The following is a 19,277-nucleotide window of genomic DNA, read 5'->3' as shown; positions in this document are numbered from 1 at the left end:
CGACCAGCAGCACGAGACAATAGAACCATGATGAATTTTCTTCCAACCGGTACTCCCTGGCTGCCTTCGACGGACCGTTATTCGACCATGCCGACCGCGCGTTGCGCGGACTCAGGTTTGCAGCTCCCTCGCATTGCACTGGGACTGTGGCACAACTTCGGTGATGACCGCCCGTTCCAGACACAGCGTGACATTATTCGCTTCGCATTCGATCACGGTATTTACCACTTCGACATAGCCAATAACTACGGTCCGCCAGCGGGGAGCACGGAAGAGAACTTCGGGAGGATCTTCGCGAAGGATTTGCGGGCACATCGCCACGAGCTCGTCATTTCAACGAAAGCGGGATGGGAGATGTGGGAAGGTCCCTATGGCCAGGGCGGCTCCCGCAACTACTTGTTGTCATCTCTGGATGAGTCATTGACCCGTATGGGGCTCGATTACGTGGACATCTTCTACCACCATCGTCCTGAAGGCGAAACGCGCTTGGAAGAATCGATGATGGCGCTGCGTGATGCTGTGGCATCGGGCAAAGCACGCTACGTCGGGATTTCGTCCTACAGCGCGCACGCAACCATTCAGGCGCAGTCGATCATGCGTGAACTCGGCGTTCCCCTCGTGATTCATCAGCCGTCGTATTCGATGCTGAACAGATGGGTTGAAGAAGGCGAGCCCTCGCTGCTGGATACTGCCGCTGAACAGAAGATGGGCGTCATCGCGTTTTCTCCTCTGGCGCAGGGAATGCTCACCGACAAGTACCTGGACGGCATTCCTGAGAATTCACGGCTCGGCGTGGGTAAAGTTTCGCGCGAATTCTTCACCGATGAGACGCTCGATCACATTCGCGCCCTCAACGATATAGCTCATGAGCGTGGACAGGATCTGGCTCAAATGGCTATCGCGTGGGTGCTGCGAGATCAGGGAGCGCGCACCGTGACCACCGCATTGGTCGGAGCTTCCAGCGTGGAGCAATTGTCGAATTCTCTCGGAGCACTCGATGCCACTGACTTCAGCGACGAGGAACTGCAGGCCATCGACGTGCATGCGGTGGATTCAGGCATCAACCAATGGTGGGGCGCAACTGAAACGCGGCCGTGAGGCACCGACTGCCTCACGGCCGCGCAAGCGGTAGACGTCTTATTCGCCGTTCATGGCGGCGTTCGCCTTCTCGTCCGCTGTCTTCATACCCTCAGCGACGGGAACGCGTCCCTGAAAGACCTCGTTAAGGACTTCGGTGTACGCGGCTGACGCGGCCGTGAAGTTGTCGCCTACAGGCGGATCAATGGTGGGCGCACCATCGGCGACAACGTCGAAGAACGGTTGAATGTCGATCCCCTTGTCCTTCCAAAAATCGAAGTAGACCTGCTGCGCCGCTGTGACCGCAGGCAGATTCGTGCCGTTCTTTCCGATATATTCGTTGCCTTCCTGGGAACCGAGCCACTCCAGAACCTCGGCAACAGCCTCGGGGTTCTCACTCTTCGCATTGCCCGCAACGACGATGCCGTTGGTGACAGAGACACGGCCTGCGGGACCCTCCGGCAGAAGCGCTGTCCCCCACTCAAAATCGGCACTTTCCGCAATGGTGGCCAAGTTGTACAGGCCGGACTGGAAGATCGCCATGTTGCCCTGGAGGAACTGGTTACGAGTGAATTCTCCGTCCATGTTCGTATCGGCTGCCGAGGGAGCCACGTGTTCCTTGGTAATCAGGTCGACAACGTACTGCATGGCCTGTGTGGTCCTGGCGTCAGAGAAGGTGAATTGGTCACCGTTCTGGAACGTGCCGCCGTTGGAGCCAATAAAGGGCAGCATGATTGCCTGGAGATCCTGAGCCGCGTTGTAGCCGTACTGGCTGATCGAATCTGCGTTGAAGTCGGTTGAATCAGCAGTATTGCCGCTGTCATCCTTCGTGAGCTTCTTGAGCAGGTTGATCAGCGTGTCGTCGCCGCCCTGCGGTGACCATTTCGCATTGGCGAGGTCGTCCGGTGTCACGCCAGCTTCATCGAGGAGAGTCTTGTTGTAGTACAGCGCAATTCCAGCGTCCGACAGCTGCGGCACGCCCCACAATGTGTCATCGAGGGTGAAGGCCTTGACAACATTGGCATCCCACTGGTCGCGCGCTTCGGCGCCCAATGCCTCGTCGATATTGACCATGTTGCCGCTCTTGGCGTAGGACGTGTAGGACGAGTTGTTAATCCAGAACAGGTCATCCATCGAGCCGGCAGCGATATCCGTGCGCAACTTGGTGAAGTAGTCGCTCCACGGGACGACGGAAATCTCCACAGCTATGTCAGGATTCTGTTCGTGAAATGCAGCGAGTGATTCTTCGTAGGCGCCGGCGGCCCCCTCGTCCCACAGCCTCAAGGTCACAGTGGTGGCAGCTCCTGAATTCGAAGCGGTCCCCCCGCTTTCGCCGCTTTGACCGGATCCTCCTGAGCTGCAGGCAGCCAGAGCCAATGCCATGCCCAGAATTCCTGCAAGAAGCGGCTTTCGCAGATGTGTCATCGCTTCATCCTTTCGTGTTGTGGTGGGGTCTACTTAAAGCTCGTGATCGCAATGGAATCGACAATACGACGATTGAAGAGCGCAAATATGAGGATCAACGGTGCCATTGCAATCGTGGTGGCAGCCATGACCAGCGTCCAGTTATTGGTGTATTGGGACTGCAGGCTCGAGGTCGCCACGGTGATCACTGCCCAGTCCTGGCCGGTTGTCACAATCAACGGCCACATGAAGTTGTTCCAGTGCGTCACTACCGTGATCAACGCAAGAGTTGCGATAATCGGGCGGGACATAGGCACGACAATCCGAGTCAATACTCGGATAGTTCCAGCACCATCGAGGCGCGCTGCGTCGATCAGGTCCTGAGGAATGGAGCGGAAATACTCACGAAGCAGGAAGATCGCATACGGGGAGCCGAAGACATACGGCAGCACCAATGCCCAGAACGTATTGCGCAGCCCACTTTGCGCCATCATCAGATACAGCGGAACGATCGTGACGACCTGCGGCACCATGAGCGTAGCCAGATACACCCAGAAGACGGCGTCACGACCAGGAAAACTGATACGCGCGAAAGCATAGGCGGCCATGATGGAAAAAAGAAGTTGGCCCACAAGGACAACTATCACGACGGCGAACGTTACGCCGAAGGCGCGGCTGAAGTCGACCTTCGTTCCACCTGCAAACAGGTTCGTGAAGTTGTCCAGAGTCGGCGGTGCGGGAGGTTCAAGAGGCGACGAGGTAGCGAACTGCCTTGGTGTCTTCAACGACGTCATGACAGACAACGCGAACGGTGCCAGAACCAGAACCGCACCGATGACCAAGATTGCGTAGACAAGGGTGTTCGTCCACACCGCGGCAACGCCACGCTTCCTAGGAGTACTCATAGGTCATCCTCCGGGAAAAGTAGCGATTCTGAATCAGCGTGATTGCCACCAGGATGACGAAGAGAACCAACGCCGTCACCGACGCTCTGCCCAGATCAAAGTTCGTGAACGCCAGGTTGTAGATCCGGTAGGACAGTACCTCTGTCCGCTTGGCCGGGCCGCCCTCGGTCAGCGCGAAAATCTGGTCGAACATTTGGAAGACGGAAATGGTGGACGTAACCAGTACGAAGAACATCGTCGGGCGGATGAGGGGCACCTTGATTGACCAGAAGATGCGCGTGTCGGATGCTCCATCGACGCGCGCTGCCTCAATGATGTCTTCTGGTATCGCTGCCAGACCGGCCATAAAAAACAGGGCGACGTAGCCGACCTGGGACCAGATGGATACGAATGCGACTGCTGGCAGGGCTAATGTCGGATCGGTCAGCCATTCGACCCGGGCGCCGATCAGTGCGTTCAGGGCACCGCCGGTGGGGGCAAAAATCCACTTCCACACGATGCCCAGAGCCAGTGGCGCACACACCCACGGGATGACGTAGATAACGCGGAACACTCCCGAGCCTGGTAGTCCTTTCACCATGAGAGCAGCCATCAGCAGGCCGAGGAGTGTCTGAATGGGAATTACCAACAGCACCAGGAGTGCAGTGACGATCAGGGAGTTCACCAGGTCAGGTCCGGTAAGGACAGATACCCAGTTGTCGAATCCGACGAATTGGCGCGGTGCGATCAAATCCCAGCGCTGAAAGCTCAGCCAGATCACAATGCCGATGGGTGCCAGAAGGAAAACGAGCACACCGATCAAACTGGGCACCAAGAGCGCATAACCTGTCACGGTTCGACCCAGGCGATTACTACCCACGAGCCGCTCCCTTCCGCACTTCCAGGCTATCTTTCAACGGTACACAATATCCCCGCTCGACGCGCACCTCACGGTGATCACCGTGCTCCGGCAGGGATGACCTCGACGTGACCGTCGCCTTCTTCAAGGCCCATTTCTTCGGCGAGCAGGTTTGCGCGGCGAATCAGTGTTTCAACAATCTGATCTTCCGGCACTGTTTCGACCACTTCACCCTTGATGAAGATCTTGCCTTTCCCGTTGCCGGATGCCACACCCAGGTCGGCTTCGCGTGCTTCACCTGGTCCGTTCACGACGCATCCCATGACGGCGACGCGCAGGGGAACCGTCAAATCCTTCAGCCCCTCCGTCACACTGTTAGCCAGGGAATACACATCGACCTGCGCGCGGCCGCATGACGGGCATGACACGATTTCCAGTGTGCGCTCGCGCAGCCCCATTGACTGCAGAATTTGAATGCCAACCTTGACTTCCTCGACGGGCGGTGCCGACAAGGACACGCGGATCGTGTCACCGATGCCCTCACGCAACAGGGCGCCAAAGGCGGTAGCCGACTTGATGGTGCCCTGGAAGGCCGGTCCAGCTTCCGTGACACCCAAGTGGAGCGGCCAGTCCCCTCGTTCGGACAAGAGCTCATAGGCACGGATCATCGTGACAGGATCGTGGTGCTTGACAGAAATCTTGAAGTCGTGGAAGTCGTATTGCTCAAACAGCGAGGCTTCCCAGACAGCTGATTCAGCCAAAGCTTCAGCGGTTGGGCCGCCGAACTTTTCATACATACGTTTGTCCAGCGAGCCGGCGTTGACACCGATGCGGATCGAGGTCCCGTGTTTAGTAGCAGCCTGAGTGATGGCCTCGATCTGATCGTCGAACCGACGAATATTGCCTGGATTGACACGTACTGCCCCACATCCCGCCTCGATTGCCGCGAACACGTACTTGGGCTGGAAATGGATGTCCGCAATAACAGGGATGGTGGATTGCTGCGCGATTACTTTGAGCGCAGCAGCGTCCTTATCAGTCGGACATGCCACACGCACAATGTCGCACCCAGCTGCAGTCAGCTCCGCGATCTGCTGAAGTGTCGCCCCGATGTCATGCGTCTTCGTGGTGGTCATGGACTGAACAGAAATCGGCGCGCCGCCCCCCACAGGGACTGACCCTACGTGGATGCGACGAGTCTTCTTCCGAGGAAATCCCACATCCGCAGTGGAGGGCATTCCCAATGCAATTGGCTGGCTCATGGGCTCATTATCTCCCGAAGCATGGCAGTTGGCAGCGATTAACGACGATCTCACAGGGGCAACGTGACAGGGACAACAATGTCGGCAATCACCAGCACAATCGTCATAACCACCAGAATCAGCATCACAGCGTAGGTCACAGGCAGCATACGCGCCGTGTCAACCGGTCCGGGATCTGGACGATTGCGAAGGCGCGCCCACATGCGACGGGTCCCCTCGAACAGGGCGCCTGCGATGTGGCCGCCGTCGAGCGGTAGCAGCGGAATCAGATTGAACACGAACAACGCCATATTCAGTGAAGCAAGCAGCATCAGCAGCGTTCCGGCAGCACCGGCAAAATCCGTTCCACCTGATTGTGCGTCGTGCGCTGCGCTGGAGGAGACTTCAGCCGCGACGCGACCCACCCCCACAACAGACATGACAGAGTCCTCGCCACGGTCCTTGCCCGTGACAAGAGACTCCACGACATTCCACACTGCCACAGGGAGCTTGACCACAATTGCCGCTGTGCCGATACCCATCTGTGCCCACACACTGCCCACGGTTGAAACCTGAGCTGAGCGTCGCTCCACCCCGGCAACAATTCCGGTGATATACGAGCCATCAGACACCTGGTGGGCCGTCACGGTCATCGTCTGCTCCACGCCGTCGCGTTCAATTGTCACGGCGGTGGGTTCAGATCCTGTGTGCGTGATCGCGCCGACCAGATCATCCCACTGGTGAACCGACGTGTCACCCCAGGAACGCACCGTGTCGCCTGCGCGGATCCCGGCCTGATAGGCAGGGCCGGGGAATTCTTCCCCGTCGCGCATCGTGATGGTCTGTGGCGCGTCCGCCAGTGTCAGGGATGCGGTCGGAATGCCAATTCCCATCAGTGCCACTGCCGTCAGAACAGCACTGATCAGCAGGTTCATAACCGGTCCGCCCATCATGACAGTGATTTTCTGCTGCACAGACAGCTGATAGAACGGAATGCCGGTTGCACCCTCGTCAATCATTTCCTCGGCGGACTGGCGACGTGCCTGTTCGGCCAAAGTAAGCTTCGAGCCGCGGTGCGTGCGTGTGCCAGGCCGCGCGGGAGGCAGCATGCCCAGGATGCGCACGTAGCCTCCCAGCAGAATCCACCGAATCACGTAGCGCGTACCGCGCCAAGTGCGTTGAGCGATTACCGGCCCGAAACCAACGGAATACTCACTGACGGCAGCTCCAAAGCGTTTGGCTGGCACCATGTGACCGATCTCGTGCAATGCAACCGAGAGCAGAAGCCCAATGATGACGACGATAATGCCAACGGCTCCCGCCACTAGTGGTCCCCTCGTTCAGATCCCAGACCCGCTACGGCACGGGCACGGTCAGCAGCCCACCGTTCGGCCTCATGGATATCATCCAGTGTTGGATCGCTGACGCCCTCGTGCGCGTCAAGGACAGCCCCAACAGTGTCCACAATGTCGAGCCACCGCACCTGGCCGCGCAAGAATGCATCGACCATGACTTCATTGGCGGCGTTTAATACGGCCGGGTGCGTCGGTGAAGCGGCCACGGCCTGGCGAGCCAGGTCAAGAGCGGGGAACGTATCAGAATCAACGGGTTCAAAGGTCCACGACTGCGATGCTGACCACGTCAGCGGCTGGGCGATGTCGCCTAGCCTTTCCGGGTACGACAGTGCCCAGCCGATCGGCAGGCGCATATCAGGCGGACTGGCCTGAGCAATGGTGGCGCCATCACGCCACGTCACCATCGAGTGCACGATCGACTGTGGGTGAACGACGGGAATAATGCTTTCAGGCGCTATATCGAAGAGCAGATGCGCCTCAATCAGCTCCAGCCCCTTGTTCATCAAGGTTGATGAGTTAATCGTCACCACCGGCCCCATTGCCCACGTCGGGTGAGCCAGAGCCTGCTGCGCGGTGACGTGTGCCAGTTCAGCGCGGGTGCGCCCGCGGAATGGGCCTCCTGAGGCGGTGAGCACCAGTTCGGCAACTTCGCTTCGGCCGGTCACTCGCGGCGCCGTCAGACCCTTCTCATGGATCCCCGAGCTGAGGGCCTGTGCGATCGCGCAATGCTCCGAGTCGACGGGAATGATCTGCCCGGGGCGCTGCATTGCTTTCCGGACGAGGGAGCCACCGACAACGAGGGACTCTTTGTTAGCCAGTGCCAACGTGGATCCGGCGGTCAGCGCGGCCAGTGTGGATTCCAGGCCGGCTTGGCCTGTGATCCCGTTGAGGACTGTGGCCTTCGGGTAAGCTCCGGCAAGCTGTGCGACGGCGTCGGCGCCCTCGGCAATGTCTGGACGCGCAGTACCCATCTCGTCCAAGGCAGCGGCAAGCTGGTGTGCTACGGGCTGGGCGAGGGCGACGCGTTCGGGGCGAAAATACCTGATTTGACGGGCGAACAGGTCAATGTTGCTGCCACCTGCTGCCAGCGCGCGCACCCGGAACGCCTCTTCGTGGCGTTCGATGACATCAAGGGCCTGCGTGCCGATCGACCCGGTGGACCCGAGGATTACGACATCGCGCACAAAAGGATCGGTGTGCATCAGTTGACAGCGAGGAGGATCTCAACGGCGCGCCCCAGGTAGGCATCCACAGGCCCTTCAGAATAGGCCTTCGTGCCTTTTGCATCACGGAACGTTGCCAGGCGTACGTCCGCGACAGTGACTTCACCGCGGTCATCGAAATAGTCAGCCAAGCGGTCCAGAAGATCATCCACTTCCTGTGCGTTGTAGCCTCGGCCGGATGCAGGATGGGAGAAGCGCTCCCCTCGTGGGCGAAGCATGCGGGGGTACAGAGTCGTTGCACGGTCTGCCACGCGTTCATACCAAGCGGATTCGCCGTTGACGGCAATATGGTCGGCACGGTCACGCTGAATGAACGCATCTTCCAGACGGCTCATCGCAGCATCCACTGCTTCACACGCGTATCCGCCGCGTTTGAGCAGGAAGGTCGCCTGGCGGACTTGCTCGGCGCTGAATTGTTCTGCAGGAACACCGCCCTCGTAAGCACTGCGCGCTTCGGTGAAGAATTCGTCAACGAGCTTCGGGTCGTAGCCGCGCTTGAAGACACTCACTTTCGGAAAAGAGTCACTCATTCTCACTCCTGCGTTCGATGTGAACCGGGACGGGCCGCTTCTTACGAGATGAGCTTACCTTCTCAACGGCGGTTGCGAGTTGACCACACGCCCCATCAATGTCGGATCCACGTGTATCACGTATCGTGGTCGAAATCCCTGCACGACGTAACGTGTCAACAAATTCATCTTGGGCGGATTGTGTCGATGCCGTCCAGATGGACCCTGGCGTGGGGTTAAGCGGAATGGGATTGACATGGGCCCACGTGCGCCCTCGTTTATTGAGCTCATCAGCGAGGAGCTGCGCGCGCCACGGCTGATCGTTCATATCGCGAATCAACGCGTATTCGATTGACACGCGCCTGCCGGTCGTCATGAAATACCGCCTCGCAGCATCCAGGAGTTCACCGACCTTCCAGCGTGAATTAATCGGAATGAGGTCATCGCGCAGGTCATCGTCGGGTGCATGCAGGGACACTGCCAGTGTCACCGGGATTCCCAAGCCTGACAGCTTGTCGATCGCAGGAACCAGGCCGACAGTTGAGACGGTGATGTTACGGGCGGACATGCCGAATCCCTCAGGCACATCGCGCACGAGTCGGTGCAGCGTGCCCACCAGGTGACGCCAGTTGGCAAGCGGCTCCCCCATCCCCATGAAAACGACGTTAGTCAGGTGTGTCGGCCCATCACCAATGTCGCCTCGGGCACATGCCAAGCGGGCGACGCGCACCTGTTCGACCATCTCACCGGTGGATAGGTTGCGTGTCAGCCCCATCTGCCCGGTCGCGCAGAACGGGCACGCCATCCCGCAGCCGGCCTGAGAAGACAGGCACAGCGTCGTGCGGTGAGGGTAGCGCATGAGAACCGATTCGACGCGGGCGCCGTCGAAAAGCTCCCACAGGGTCTTAATCGTCTGGCCCTTGTCAGCGTGCTGCGCTGTGATTTCCGTCAGGAGCTTCGGGAAGAGTTCCTCCCCCAGCTTCGGGCGCAGTGATGCAGGAAGATCCGTCATCTGCGCAGTGTCACCGAGCATGTGCTCAAAATAGTGGCGCGACAGCTGATCGGCTCTGAACGCAGGAATACCAACCGCTGCCACAGCTTCCTTACGTTCAGCAAGGTCCAGGTCAACGAGGTGACGCGGCGCCTTGCCGCGACGGCGTGCGGTGAAAGACAGGACCGGCTTGGCATCAGGATGCGTCGCGCCTTCCGGTGCCTGATCGGTGGGGCGTACTTCTCGGGTGCTCATAGCAGTGTCCCCGGCAATGCATAGCTGACAATGAACGTGAAGACCGGGGCGCACATCAGCACTGAATCGAGGCGATCCATCATTCCGCCGTGGCCTGGCAGGATACCCGACATATCCTTCAGTCCCACGTCGCGTTTGAGCATGGATTCGGTCAGATCACCCACGGTGGCAGCCACGGCAATGAGCGGACCCACAACCAGACCCCACCACCAGCGTCCGCCGAGAGGCACAATGAAACACGCTGCCACAGCCATACACATGGCCACTGAACCAATAAAACCTTCCCACGACTTCTTCGGAGAGATGCGCGGAGCCATCGGGTGACGGCCGACGAGAACACCGCAGGCCCAGCCGCCCAGATCGTTTGAGCAGGTCACCGCCAGATACATCACCAGAACCCAGCGCCACGACTGACCCGAGATCATTGTGGCAACGAATGAGGCAAAGAACGGTACGTATACGGCGATAAAAGCCGTGTAGACGAGGTCTCGTCCGTGCGGGCGGTCACCGTCGGGGTCGAGCAGACGCCATGCGCTGGCGATGGCAACAGTGAGAGCCAGAATTCCGGCGCTTACTCCAATCCCGCCCTGGCGGGCGCAGACGATCATCGCAACGGCACCGACATACAGGGGAGCAGTCGGGACGATAATGCCGTCACGGCGCACAGCAGCGGCCAGTTCCCAGATGGCGACCAAGGACATCACGCATACGACTGCGGCGACGGCCCACCGGCCAATAGCGACAGCTACGCCGACAATCGTGATGAGGACGATTGCCGTCGCGATCGCAGCTGGAAGGTTACGTCCAGCGCGTCCGGACACTGACAGAGGTTTGTGATCCTGGGTGGGCCCTGGACGAAAAACCTGTGTGATGATGGTGCGTGTCGAGGCGTGTGCCATCAGATCGTCAGCAGTTCGCTTTCCTTCGATTCGAGAAGCTCGTCGATCTGGCTGACGTGTTCGCGGGTCGTGTTTTCCAAAGACTTTTCCGCGCGTTCGATCTCGTCTTCCCCAGCGTCTCCGTCTTTCTTCATCTTGTTGAGCTGATCCATGGCTTTGCGTCGCACGGCGCGCACGGACACGCGAGCTTCTTCAGCCTTGGTCTTGGCCTGCTTGACATAGTCGCGGCGACGCTCCTCGGTGAGCGATGGCAGCACCACACGGATGACGTTGCCGTCGTCCGAGGGGTTGACACCCAGGTCAGATTCGCGGATAGCGCGCATGATCTCTGCGGTCGAATTGCGATCGTAAGGAGAGATCAGGACGGTGCGCGCCTCGGGAATCTGGAACGAGGCCAGCTGTTGCATCGGTGTGGGTGCGCCGTAATAGTCCACCATGATCTGCTGGAACATGCCGACGTTGGCGCGTCCAGTGCGAATATTGCCGAAGTCTTCCTTCGCCACTTCGATGGCGCTGTCCATTTTGTCTTCTGCTTCGAGCAGAACATCATCAATCACGTTTACTCCTCGTCATCTGAAGGTGTTGCAGTCACTAGCGTACCGATTGATTCGCCCATCAGTGCCTTAGTGATGTTTCCTGGTTCGGACATTCCAAACACGCGCATGGTCAGTCCGTTGTCACGACTCAGAGCAAATGCGGCAGCATCTACAACTTTCAAGCCGCGAGCCAATGCATCCGAGTATGTCAGAAAATCGAAGCGACGGGCATTCGGATTGGAACGCGGGTCGTCATCGTAAACACCGTCGACCCCATTCTTCGCGACGAGTAGTTCGTCGCAGTGGGTTTCCAGTGCGCGCTGAGCGGAGACAGTGTCGGTCGAAAAGTACGGCATTCCGGCACCAGCACCGAAGACGACCACGCGGCTCTTTTCCATGTGACGAATGGCGCGCAGCGGAATATAGGGCTCAGCGACCTGTTGCATGGAGATGGCGGTCTGCACACGACTGGGGACGCCAGCCTGTTCGATGAAGTCCTGCAATGCCAGGGCATTCATGACAGTACCGAGCATCCCCATATAGTCGGCGCGTGCACGGTCCAGTCCAGAGCGTGACAATTCGGCACCTCGGAAGAAGTTGCCCCCGCCCACCACAATGGCGACCTGGATGCCCTGGTGAACTGCCTGCGCGACCTGTTCGGCAATCTGTCTGACGACGGTAGGGTCGAGACCTACTTTGCCACCGCCGAATGCTTCTCCTGACAGTTTCAGTAATACTCGGCGCTGAGACATCGCCATGCACTCTCCTTATTGTGATGATGGCCCCGTCCGTGTGGGCGGGGCCATCATGGCTACTGTTTAAGCTCCGACGTGGAGACGAACGAAGTCGGTCAGAGTTGCGCCGGCTTCCTTGAGAACCTGTCCAACGGTCTTGGAGGGGTCACGAGCGTACTCCTGGTCGACCAGGCAGTTGTCCTTGAAGTATGCGTTCAGGCGGCCTTCAACGATCTTGGGCACGATGTTCTCAGGTTTGCCTTCCTGCAGCGTGATCTTCTCGAGAGTCGAGCGCTCCTGTGCCAGTACATCGGCCGGAACGTGGTCGCGATCAAGGTACGTCGGCTGGTAGGCAGCGATGTGCATAGCAACGTCGTGTGCAATCTCGCGGCCAGCTTCGTCAGTGGAGACGAGAACGCCGACCTGCGCAGGTAGGTCAGGGCTGGTCTGGTGCAGGTACAGGGTGACCAGTTCGCCTTCGAGACGGACGATACGGCGAATCTCAAGCTTTTCGCCGATCACGGCGCCCATCGTGTTGAGCGCATCCTGCACGGTTCCTTCCTCATGGGAAGCTGCCAAAAGATCCTCGAGGGTGGCTGCGCCGGAGTTGACTGCCGATTCGAGAACCGAATGGGCGAAGTCAATGAACTTCTGGTTCTTGGCAACGAAGTCGGTCTCAGAGTTGACCTCAACCAGGATGCCGGCCTTGTCATCGACAACGGTGCCGACAAGCAGTCCAGCCGAGGCAACACGGTCTTCGCGCTTGGACAGGGACTTGAGGCCCTTGAGTCGGATGATTTCAAGAGCTTTGGCCTGGTCGCCGTCAGCTTCGGTCAGTGCCTTCTTGACGTCCATCATGCCTGCGCCGGTCTGTTCACGCAGAGCCTTGACGTCAGCAGCGGTGAAATTCGCCATTGCTGTCAGTCCTTTCGCAAAAAGTGTAGTGGTCTGCTGAAGCTCTCACTGAGCGTCAGCTGAGGTTTCTTTCTCGGATGCTTCTTCTGACGCGGGTGCGGCTTTTTCAGCCTTTTCTTCGGCCTTTTCTTCAGCCTTGTCCTTGGTTGCTTCTTCAGCAGCCTTGTTGCCCTCAAGCAGCTCGCGTTCCCATTCTGCCAGTGGTTCGGACTGTTCGCCTTCGGTGCTGTCGTCAGCTTCAGCATCCTTCTGGCGGCGCGAGTTGCGTGCGAGGAGGCCTTCGGCTGCTGCATCAGCAATTACGCGGGTCAGCAGGGACACGGCGCGGATCGCATCATCGTTACCGGGGATGCGGTAGTCGACCTCGTCAGGATCAGCGTTGGTGTCGAGGATGGCAACGATCGGGATGTTGAGCTTCTGAGCCTCTGCCACTGCCAGGTGCTCCTTGGTGGGATCAACGATCCACAGCGCTGACGGCAGGGAGGACATGTCGCGGATACCACCAAGGGTACGGGCAAGCTTGTCCTTTTCGCGGCTCATCATGAGCAGCTCGCGCTTGGTGTGTCCGGAGGATGCGACATCCTCGAAATCGATTTGCTCGAGTTCCTTCAGACGCTGCAGTCGCTTGGAAACGGTGGAGAAGTTGGTCAGCATACCGCCGAGCCAACGGTGGTTGACATACGGCATGCCAACACGTGAGGCCTGCTCTGCAATGGCTTCCTGGCCCTGCTTCTTCGTGCCGACGAACAAAATGTTGCCTCCATGAGCAACGGTTTCCTTCACGAAGTCGTATGCAATGTCGATGTCAGCGATTGTCTGCTGAAGGTCAATGATGTAGATGCCGTTGCGTTCCGTGAGGATGAAGCGCTTCATCTTCGGGTTCCAGCGACGGGTCTGATGGCCAAAGTGAACGCCAGATTCCAACAGCTGGCGCATGGTGACGACTGCCATGATCGTCCTTTCTGCGCAATGCGCAGGTCGGGGCACGCAGATGCGTACCGGTTCTCGGTTGTTATCGGCATTATGCCGATCCTGGTGCCATGACCGGATGCCGCCCCGTAGGGACCGTGGCATCCGTGCCCCGCCCTCGTCAATTTTCGTGTGAAAACTCGAGTGCGGAAATGACACGCGAAGTCGCCCGCTGATGCGGACGCTCCCCACATTGTAGTCCACGTGGTGGGCATCTCCGCCTTCCGGAACTGTGAAGCCCGTCCCTAAACGTCCGTTTCAGAACGTGTCCACAGGTAGATGCGTCGCGTCGACGTGTCCACAGGAGCGCGGCAAGCGATTGCGTACAAAGCACAGGTAGGTGACAGTGTCGGCATGAGAGTAAGAGGTCAAAGCGCGGGTCGGGTGCTATGCATGCTCGCAGGGGCGCTATCCGTATCGGTCGCCGCGTGGGCGGGTGCAGCGCAGCCACTGCGCGATGCGCGCGAGCCGTGGTTATGGCCCAGTGGAGATCCTGTGCCGGTCGCACGCGCTTTCGACGACCTTGAGCACAATTGGCTGCCGGGGCATCGAGGGGTCGATCTGGATGTGCTGGTCGGCTCACCGGTTTACGCGCCAGCGGACGGCACAGTTGTGGTGGCAGGCGTCATTGTCGATCGGCCGGTGGTCTCTGTGTCGCACGGATCGGTGCGTTCAACGTTCGAGCCGGTTGAAGCCACGGTCACGCCCGGCGATGAGGTTCGCAAGGGTGATGTGATCGGCCATGTTGCCAGTGGCCACTCCCCCGGCGCTTTGCATTGGGGCGTGAAGTCTGGCCCCCGGACCTACCATGACCCGCTCAGATTCCTCGTTGGACCGATTGTCTTGAAGCCGTGGGAGTGACGCTAGGGGTCACGCACGCGGATGTGCCTGACGGTAGATCGCCGACAGACGCGCAGCATCGACATGCGTGTAGCGCTGCGTGGTCTGCAATGATGAGTGCCCCAGGATCTCCTGAACAACGCGCAGGTCGGCGCCGCCTTCAAGAAGATGCGTGGCGGCGCTGTGGCGCAACGCGTGCGGCGCAACGTCCCGCACACCTGCCCTGGCTGCCAGTCGATGCAGGCGAGCTCGAACAACACGCGGGTCGATACGTTTGCCGTGCTCACCCAAAAATGCGGCGTTCGTTGTCACGCGCGCATCGACGAGGGCGACGCGACCACGATCCAACCACATATGCAGTGCCTGAGCTGCCGGATCGCCCAGGGGAACAACGCGTTCCTTGTCGCCCTTGCCGAGCACTCTCAGGCATTGCCGGTCGAATGCGAAGGACCCCAGATCCAAACCGCATAGCTCGGAGACGCGTATGCCGGTTGAATAGAGCGTTTCCACCATTGCCCAGTCACGGATATGGACCGGATCGCCGTCGCGCGCTTCCTGACGTGCATAGTCCATGAGTGCGCGCGCCGCCTGAATGTCGAGGACATGTGGTAGGCGCTGGTCACGCGAAGGTGCGGTGACGAGGAGGGCGGGGTCTGCGCTCAGATGCCCGTGATGGTGCGCCCAGCTGGTGAATCCGCGGATGGAGGCGATGCGCCGAGCCAGGGTCGCCCGACTCATCCCATCATTGGCCATGTGGGCGAGCCACTGACGAATCGAGCTGGTGGTCACTGCGTGATCCAGTGTGGTGCCGTTTGCGATGCGCTGGTCCAGAAAATCTGCAAACTCATTCAGGTCAGTTCGATAGGCGCGCGCAGTGTTGGCTGACAGGCCACGCGAGTGCGCGAGCTCATCAATCCACACGTCGATGAGCTCCCGTACCGGTTGTGTCCTAGCATCACTCACGCGCCTATTTTACGCGGTGCGCTTCCACCGACCGTGTGTGTGCGCTGCGAGCCCTGCAAGCTCGAGAGCGCCCAATGCGCTCATCACATCCTCTATGCTCATCCCTGCCGTGACGGTTATGGCATCCACGCTGGAAGCGGCGCGCCTAGGCAGCGCTTCCCACACTCTGCGCTGGTGGCAAGGCAGGGCGTCGATGCCGTGGTCGGGTGATTGAGGCTGGTCGAAGAGCGGTTCTGTGTTTCCGATGTTCAGGTCAAGGGTGCTGACCATCTCAATAACATCTGCGCTGTCGCGGATCAGCGTGCCGCCCTCACGAATCAACCGATGGCAGCCTCGTGACATTGCTGATGTAACAGGGCCTGGAACAGCTCCGACGTGCCGTCCCAGCTCCATGGCGCGCCGCGCTGTTGCCAGCGCCCCGGATCGCTGATCGGCTTCAACGACGATGGTCGCTTGTGCCAACGCCGCGATAACGCGGTTACGCGTGAGAAAACGCCAGCGTGCAGGGCGCCACCGTGGCGGTACCTCACTCATCAGCGCACCCGCCTCATGGCTGACTATCTCGTCAAAAAGTTGACGGTGTGCTACGGGATACGGTCGTTCGAGTCCGCCAGCCATCACGGCAATAGTGGGGCCCGGAGGCGAGGCGAGTGCTCCCCTATGTGCTGCGATGTCAATGCCGAACGCGCCTCCGGACACCACGCACATACCTTTGGACGCCAGCTCGTATCCCATGTCGGCAGCAATCTTCTCACCAACCCGGGTGCAGGCTCGTGATCCGACAATGGCGACGGTAGGGCGATCGAGCAGGTGGCCTCGCACCCATAGGCACACCGGCCGCTCGTGTTCCAAGTCGTTCAAAGCCTCAGGCCATTTGCTATCGCTCGGAATCAGCAGCTGACCACCGACGCGTTCAATCCATTCAAGGTCCCCGGCCGGGTTGGCGACCACGGCTCGTGGATGCCAACGCTTCCAGACAGTCTCCCAATCCCGAGGAATTCCCTGCGCAGTTCGCTCAAGTGCAAGTGGCAAGCTGCCCGGCGTGTCTGCACACACCCAGGCGATCGCCTCATCATCGTCCAGAGCGAGGCGAAGCGCATGGGCGTACACGTCACCCGGTTCGATCACACTGGACCACCAGGCAGCAATATGATGCTCATCGGGCAGTAGGGGGATCGTCATAATCTTCTCCTGTTCGAAGTGAATACGCCATCGTGAAGTCATTCATGGTGGGATGGTTGTGACCTGCCAGATCAGCGATCGTCCATGCCACTCGCAGGACTTTGTCCGCGCCGCGCATTGACAGTGAGCCGCAATCCACTGCGCGCGACATTGCGCATGCGATTGCCTCGTCGGGCATGAAATCCCGCCGCAGGACGGAGCCAGGAACTTCTCGGTTGAGTCTCCAGGGTGTCCCCTCGAAGCGGCGGCGTTGTCGCTGGCGGGCCTCCTCCACACGCTCGCGAACGCATGCCGAAGTCTCCCCCGTATCCATCGCGAAGTCTCCCGCGGTAGGTCTGGACACATTCAATTGAATGTCGACACGATCAAGAAGCGGTCCAGACAGGCGCGACAAGTAGCGGCGCTGCTGCATGGAGGTACATGTGCATCGAGCATGCTTGGAGTTCCGGTTACCACAGGGGCACGGGTTGGTCGCCAAGACGAGCTGAAAAGATGCCGGGAACGTGACGGTGGCGCGCGAGCGGTGAATCGTCATCACACCGTTTTCCAACGGTTCACGTAAGGCATCCATCACTGAGGGGGCAAACTCAGCAGCTTCATCAAGAAACAGCACTCCCCCATGTGCAAGGGAGATGGCGCCTGGTCGCCCCACTGATTGTCCCCCACCCACGAGGGCCGGCATCGATGCCGAGTGGTGTGGAGCTTCGATCGGAGGCTGAGTGATCAGTCCGTGCTCTGCGCTCCACGCCTGCGCCAGACAATGCAGCGCGGTCGTCGTGAGTGATGTGTCAGTATCCAAAGGTGGCAGGATGGTCGGCAACGCGCGCGCAAGCATGGTCTTTCCGGCTCCTGGCTCCCCTATCAGCATGATGTGGTGTCCCCCTGCTGCGGCGATCTCAAGGCCTGTCCGGGCATAAGACTGGCCTCGTACATCGCTCAAATCAAGTAAGGACGGACACTGCGCGCTGGAACTGTAGTGATCGCACTCGCCCTCGGAAGGATGGGAGAAGCCTACGCTTCCGCTGCGCTGGGCAATGCCGCCAACAGATTCGACTAAATCCGCCAGATGCTCGTAGCCGTGGACGGATACACCCGGCACCAGCGCCGCCTGAGCGACACTTGCTGCTGGGACCACGATATCCGTGGTACCGCCTCGTGCAGCACCTATGACAGCTGCGAGAAGGCCAGGCGGAGGCCGCAGCGACCCATCCAGCCCCAGTTCGCCCAAGAAAAGCGTGTCCACCACAGCGTCGGGCGGGATCTGTCCACTGGCCAGCAGAACAGACAGTGCGATCGCCAAATCAAACCCTGATCCTGACTTGGGTAGGCCGGCCGGTGACAGGTTGACGGTGACGCGCTGGTTGGGAAGGCCCAGCCCGCAGGCACTGAGTGCGGAGCGCACACGGTCCTTGGATTCACGCAAAGACGCGTCCGGTAAACCGACCAGAGTAAATGAGACCACACCGTTCGCGACAGATGTCTCCACATTGACTATGTGACCATCCATGCCGATCAACGCAATCGTGCGGATCGAGGCCGTCTGCCCGCTCATAGCTGAATGCCCTGACACCAGGTGATATCCGCATTGCGACGCAGCCATTGAGCGCCGTGGCCGCTCTCAAGTGCGCGACTCAAGCATGCTGCCTGGCTGGGGCTGACCTCGATTGAGACCACATCAAATCTGATCGGCGCTTCCGGCCGGTTGGCCGCGCACCATGCGGCCGCTGCCTGCGCGATGCGCGTGAACTTAACGTGTGTCACGGCTTCGAGGCCACTGCCGAACCTGTCACCAATACGCGTTTTCACCTCAATAAAGGTGGTCATCCTTGTGCTGCTACGCGCAATGAGGTCAATCTCGCCGCGAGTCCCGTTTCTCCAGTTACGTGCGAGGACCTCGTATCCACACTCCTGTACGACGCGGGAAGCGCAGTCTTCTCCGGCGCGGCCCAGTGTACCTCGCCAGTCGATGCGTTCGTCGGTTGCTGTCATAGTGCAACCGTGCCAACGAGGTCGAGTCAGTGGCTATCGCGGCTTCAGTATCTGTGGATGCGATGCCTGTACACACGGCATCTGTGGAAGGATCTCTTCCGGGAAGTATCCTGTGGATAGAGCTATTTGAACAGGCTACAGGGCCTATGGGATGTCAAGCTCAGGCTTCGACAGCTCTTCGACGTTGACATCCTTATACGTAATGACCCGCACTGACTTCACGAAGCGAGAAGAGCGGTAAATGTCCCACACCCATGCATCAGTCAACGTCAGCTCGAAGAAAACGTCGCCGCCCATCGGTCGGGCCTGCACATCAACCTTGTTGCACAGATAGAAGCGTCGCTCGGTTTCCACCACGTACGAAAACAGACCGATCACGTCGCGGTATTCACGAAACAGGTCAAGTTCGAGGCTATTCTCGTAGCCTTCCAGATCATCTGCGCTCACGGTAT

General features: G+C 59.4%; 20 protein-coding genes. 2 read left to right on the top strand and 18 right to left on the bottom strand.

Annotated elements, in window-relative coordinates; genetic code table 11:
- Positions 1 to 27: 27 nt before the first annotated feature.
- Complete coding sequence (locus tag AC1DA5_RS03840) at positions 28 to 1,098, top strand: aldo/keto reductase (RefSeq protein ID WP_058236731.1); 1,071 nt, start codon at positions 28 to 30, stop codon at positions 1,096 to 1,098.
- Between the two features lie 39 nt (positions 1,099 to 1,137).
- On the opposite strand, the gene AC1DA5_RS03835 is transcribed toward AC1DA5_RS03840, so the two are convergent.
- The 13 genes from AC1DA5_RS03835 to rpsB all read right to left on the bottom strand — a co-directional run bounded on the left by AC1DA5_RS03835 (position 1,138) and on the right by rpsB (position 13,833).
- Complete coding sequence (locus AC1DA5_RS03835; protein WP_070727242.1) at positions 1,138 to 2,502, bottom strand: ABC transporter substrate-binding protein; 1,365 nt, start codon at positions 2,500 to 2,502, stop codon at positions 1,138 to 1,140.
- Positions 2,503 to 2,531: 29 nt separating this feature from the next.
- Positions 2,532 to 3,386, bottom strand: a complete 855-nt coding sequence (locus tag AC1DA5_RS03830) for a carbohydrate ABC transporter permease (RefSeq protein WP_058236730.1) — start codon at positions 3,384 to 3,386, stop codon at positions 2,532 to 2,534.
- Positions 3,373 to 4,245 (bottom strand): carbohydrate ABC transporter permease, encoded by an 873-nt coding sequence (locus AC1DA5_RS03825; RefSeq protein WP_058236729.1) that lies wholly within the window; start codon positions 4,243 to 4,245, stop codon positions 3,373 to 3,375. Before AC1DA5_RS03825 ends, AC1DA5_RS03830 begins: the two co-directional genes overlap by 14 nt.
- A gap of 77 nt (positions 4,246 to 4,322) precedes the next feature.
- Positions 4,323 to 5,486, bottom strand: coding sequence for a flavodoxin-dependent (E)-4-hydroxy-3-methylbut-2-enyl-diphosphate synthase (ispG, locus tag AC1DA5_RS03820; RefSeq protein WP_480289289.1), 1,164 nt, complete (start codon positions 5,484 to 5,486; stop codon positions 4,323 to 4,325).
- Between the two features lie 50 nt (positions 5,487 to 5,536).
- Entirely contained in the window at positions 5,537 to 6,790 is a 1,254-nt protein-coding gene (locus tag AC1DA5_RS03815; protein WP_480289288.1) for a M50 family metallopeptidase, read from the bottom strand.
- On the bottom strand, positions 6,790 to 8,022 hold the full coding sequence (gene dxr, locus AC1DA5_RS03810; RefSeq protein WP_480289287.1) for a 1-deoxy-D-xylulose-5-phosphate reductoisomerase: 1,233 nt from the start codon (positions 8,020 to 8,022) through the stop codon (positions 6,790 to 6,792). The genes AC1DA5_RS03815 and dxr overlap by 1 nt, the downstream gene beginning before the upstream one ends.
- Positions 8,022 to 8,573 carry a DivIVA domain-containing protein gene (locus AC1DA5_RS03805; protein ID WP_480289285.1) on the bottom strand — a complete coding sequence of 184 codons (552 nt, stop codon included), beginning with the start codon at positions 8,571 to 8,573 and terminating at the stop codon, positions 8,022 to 8,024. Before AC1DA5_RS03805 ends, dxr begins: the two co-directional genes overlap by 1 nt.
- Positions 8,566 to 9,798: a dual-specificity RNA methyltransferase RlmN gene (rlmN, locus tag AC1DA5_RS03800; RefSeq protein ID WP_480289284.1), complete on the bottom strand. Its 1,233-nt coding sequence runs from the start codon at positions 9,796 to 9,798 to the stop codon at positions 8,566 to 8,568. The genes AC1DA5_RS03805 and rlmN overlap by 8 nt, the downstream gene beginning before the upstream one ends.
- A complete protein-coding gene (locus AC1DA5_RS03795) occupies positions 9,795 to 10,619 on the bottom strand; it encodes a phosphatidate cytidylyltransferase (RefSeq protein WP_480289282.1) in 825 nt (274 codons plus the stop codon). Before AC1DA5_RS03795 ends, rlmN begins: the two co-directional genes overlap by 4 nt.
- Before the next feature lie 77 nt (positions 10,620 to 10,696).
- Positions 10,697 to 11,254, bottom strand: coding sequence for a ribosome recycling factor (gene frr / locus AC1DA5_RS03790; protein WP_058236723.1), 558 nt, complete (start codon positions 11,252 to 11,254; stop codon positions 10,697 to 10,699).
- 2 nt (positions 11,255 to 11,256) lie between these two features.
- Positions 11,257 to 11,991, bottom strand: coding sequence for a UMP kinase (gene pyrH, locus AC1DA5_RS03785; protein ID WP_480289280.1), 735 nt, complete (start codon positions 11,989 to 11,991; stop codon positions 11,257 to 11,259).
- A 60-nt stretch (positions 11,992 to 12,051) separates the two neighbouring features.
- Positions 12,052 to 12,882, bottom strand: coding sequence for a translation elongation factor Ts (gene tsf / locus AC1DA5_RS03780; RefSeq protein WP_058236722.1), 831 nt, complete (start codon positions 12,880 to 12,882; stop codon positions 12,052 to 12,054).
- A gap of 45 nt (positions 12,883 to 12,927) precedes the next feature.
- A complete protein-coding gene (rpsB, locus tag AC1DA5_RS03775; protein ID WP_480289278.1) occupies positions 12,928 to 13,833 on the bottom strand; it encodes a 30S ribosomal protein S2 in 906 nt (301 codons plus the stop codon).
- 372 nt (positions 13,834 to 14,205) lie between these two features.
- Between rpsB and AC1DA5_RS03770 the strand changes: the two genes are divergently transcribed.
- Entirely contained in the window at positions 14,206 to 14,712 is a 507-nt protein-coding gene (locus AC1DA5_RS03770) for a M23 family metallopeptidase (RefSeq protein ID WP_070727394.1), read from the top strand.
- Positions 14,713 to 14,721: 9 nt separating this feature from the next.
- Here AC1DA5_RS03770 and AC1DA5_RS03765 read toward each other — a convergent pair whose 3' ends face one another.
- From AC1DA5_RS03765 to AC1DA5_RS03745, 5 genes are all read right to left on the bottom strand, one after another.
- The gene (locus AC1DA5_RS03765; protein ID WP_070727225.1) at positions 14,722 to 15,654 is read right to left on the bottom strand and encodes a tyrosine recombinase XerC; all 933 of its coding nucleotides are present in this window, start codon (positions 15,652 to 15,654) and stop codon (positions 14,722 to 14,724) included.
- Positions 15,655 to 15,663: 9 nt separating this feature from the next.
- A complete protein-coding gene (gene dprA, locus AC1DA5_RS03760; protein WP_480289275.1) occupies positions 15,664 to 16,836 on the bottom strand; it encodes a DNA-processing protein DprA in 1,173 nt (390 codons plus the stop codon).
- Positions 16,811 to 18,388, bottom strand: coding sequence for a YifB family Mg chelatase-like AAA ATPase (locus AC1DA5_RS03755; protein WP_058236718.1), 1,578 nt, complete (start codon positions 18,386 to 18,388; stop codon positions 16,811 to 16,813). Before AC1DA5_RS03755 ends, dprA begins: the two co-directional genes overlap by 26 nt.
- Entirely contained in the window at positions 18,385 to 18,825 is a 441-nt protein-coding gene (locus AC1DA5_RS03750) for a YraN family protein (RefSeq protein ID WP_070727221.1), read from the bottom strand. Before AC1DA5_RS03750 ends, AC1DA5_RS03755 begins: the two co-directional genes overlap by 4 nt.
- Before the next feature lie 144 nt (positions 18,826 to 18,969).
- Entirely contained in the window at positions 18,970 to 19,272 is a 303-nt protein-coding gene (locus tag AC1DA5_RS03745; protein ID WP_058236717.1) for a DUF2469 domain-containing protein, read from the bottom strand.
- Positions 19,273 to 19,277 lie beyond the last annotated feature (5 nt).

It is taken from the genome of Pauljensenia sp. C0254C2 (genome assembly GCF_056583835.1).
Note: the sequence above shows the minus strand (reverse complement) of the source record. Positions and strands in the feature narration are given on the sequence as shown.

What these genes read in the sequence shown, in the direction of transcription:
- rlmN (WP_480289284.1), bottom strand. Translation starts at nt 9,798, where the DNA reads ATGAGCACCCGAGAAGTACGCCCCACCGATCAGGCACCGGAAGGCGCG.
- ispG (WP_480289289.1), bottom strand. Translation starts at nt 5,486, where the DNA reads ATGAGCCAGCCAATTGCATTGGGAATGCCCTCCACTGCGGATGTGGGA.
- AC1DA5_RS03840 (WP_058236731.1), top strand. Translation starts at nt 28, where the DNA reads ATGATGAATTTTCTTCCAACCGGTACTCCCTGGCTGCCTTCGACGGAC.
- pyrH (WP_480289280.1), bottom strand. Translation starts at nt 11,991, where the DNA reads ATGGCGATGTCTCAGCGCCGAGTATTACTGAAACTGTCAGGAGAAGCA.
- AC1DA5_RS03835 (WP_070727242.1), bottom strand. Translation starts at nt 2,502, where the DNA reads ATGACACATCTGCGAAAGCCGCTTCTTGCAGGAATTCTGGGCATGGCA.
- AC1DA5_RS03830 (WP_058236730.1), bottom strand. Translation starts at nt 3,386, where the DNA reads ATGAGTACTCCTAGGAAGCGTGGCGTTGCCGCGGTGTGGACGAACACC.
- tsf (WP_058236722.1), bottom strand. Translation starts at nt 12,882, where the DNA reads ATGGCGAATTTCACCGCTGCTGACGTCAAGGCTCTGCGTGAACAGACC.
- AC1DA5_RS03805 (WP_480289285.1), bottom strand. Translation starts at nt 8,573, where the DNA reads ATGAGTGACTCTTTTCCGAAAGTGAGTGTCTTCAAGCGCGGCTACGAC.
- dxr (WP_480289287.1), bottom strand. Translation starts at nt 8,022, where the DNA reads ATGCACACCGATCCTTTTGTGCGCGATGTCGTAATCCTCGGGTCCACC.
- AC1DA5_RS03770 (WP_070727394.1), top strand. Translation starts at nt 14,206, where the DNA reads ATGAGAGTAAGAGGTCAAAGCGCGGGTCGGGTGCTATGCATGCTCGCA.
- rpsB (WP_480289278.1), bottom strand. Translation starts at nt 13,833, where the DNA reads ATGGCAGTCGTCACCATGCGCCAGCTGTTGGAATCTGGCGTTCACTTT.
- AC1DA5_RS03750 (WP_070727221.1), bottom strand. Translation starts at nt 18,825, where the DNA reads ATGACAGCAACCGACGAACGCATCGACTGGCGAGGTACACTGGGCCGC.
- dprA (WP_480289275.1), bottom strand. Translation starts at nt 16,836, where the DNA reads ATGACGATCCCCCTACTGCCCGATGAGCATCATATTGCTGCCTGGTGG.
- AC1DA5_RS03755 (WP_058236718.1), bottom strand. Translation starts at nt 18,388, where the DNA reads ATGAGCGGGCAGACGGCCTCGATCCGCACGATTGCGTTGATCGGCATG.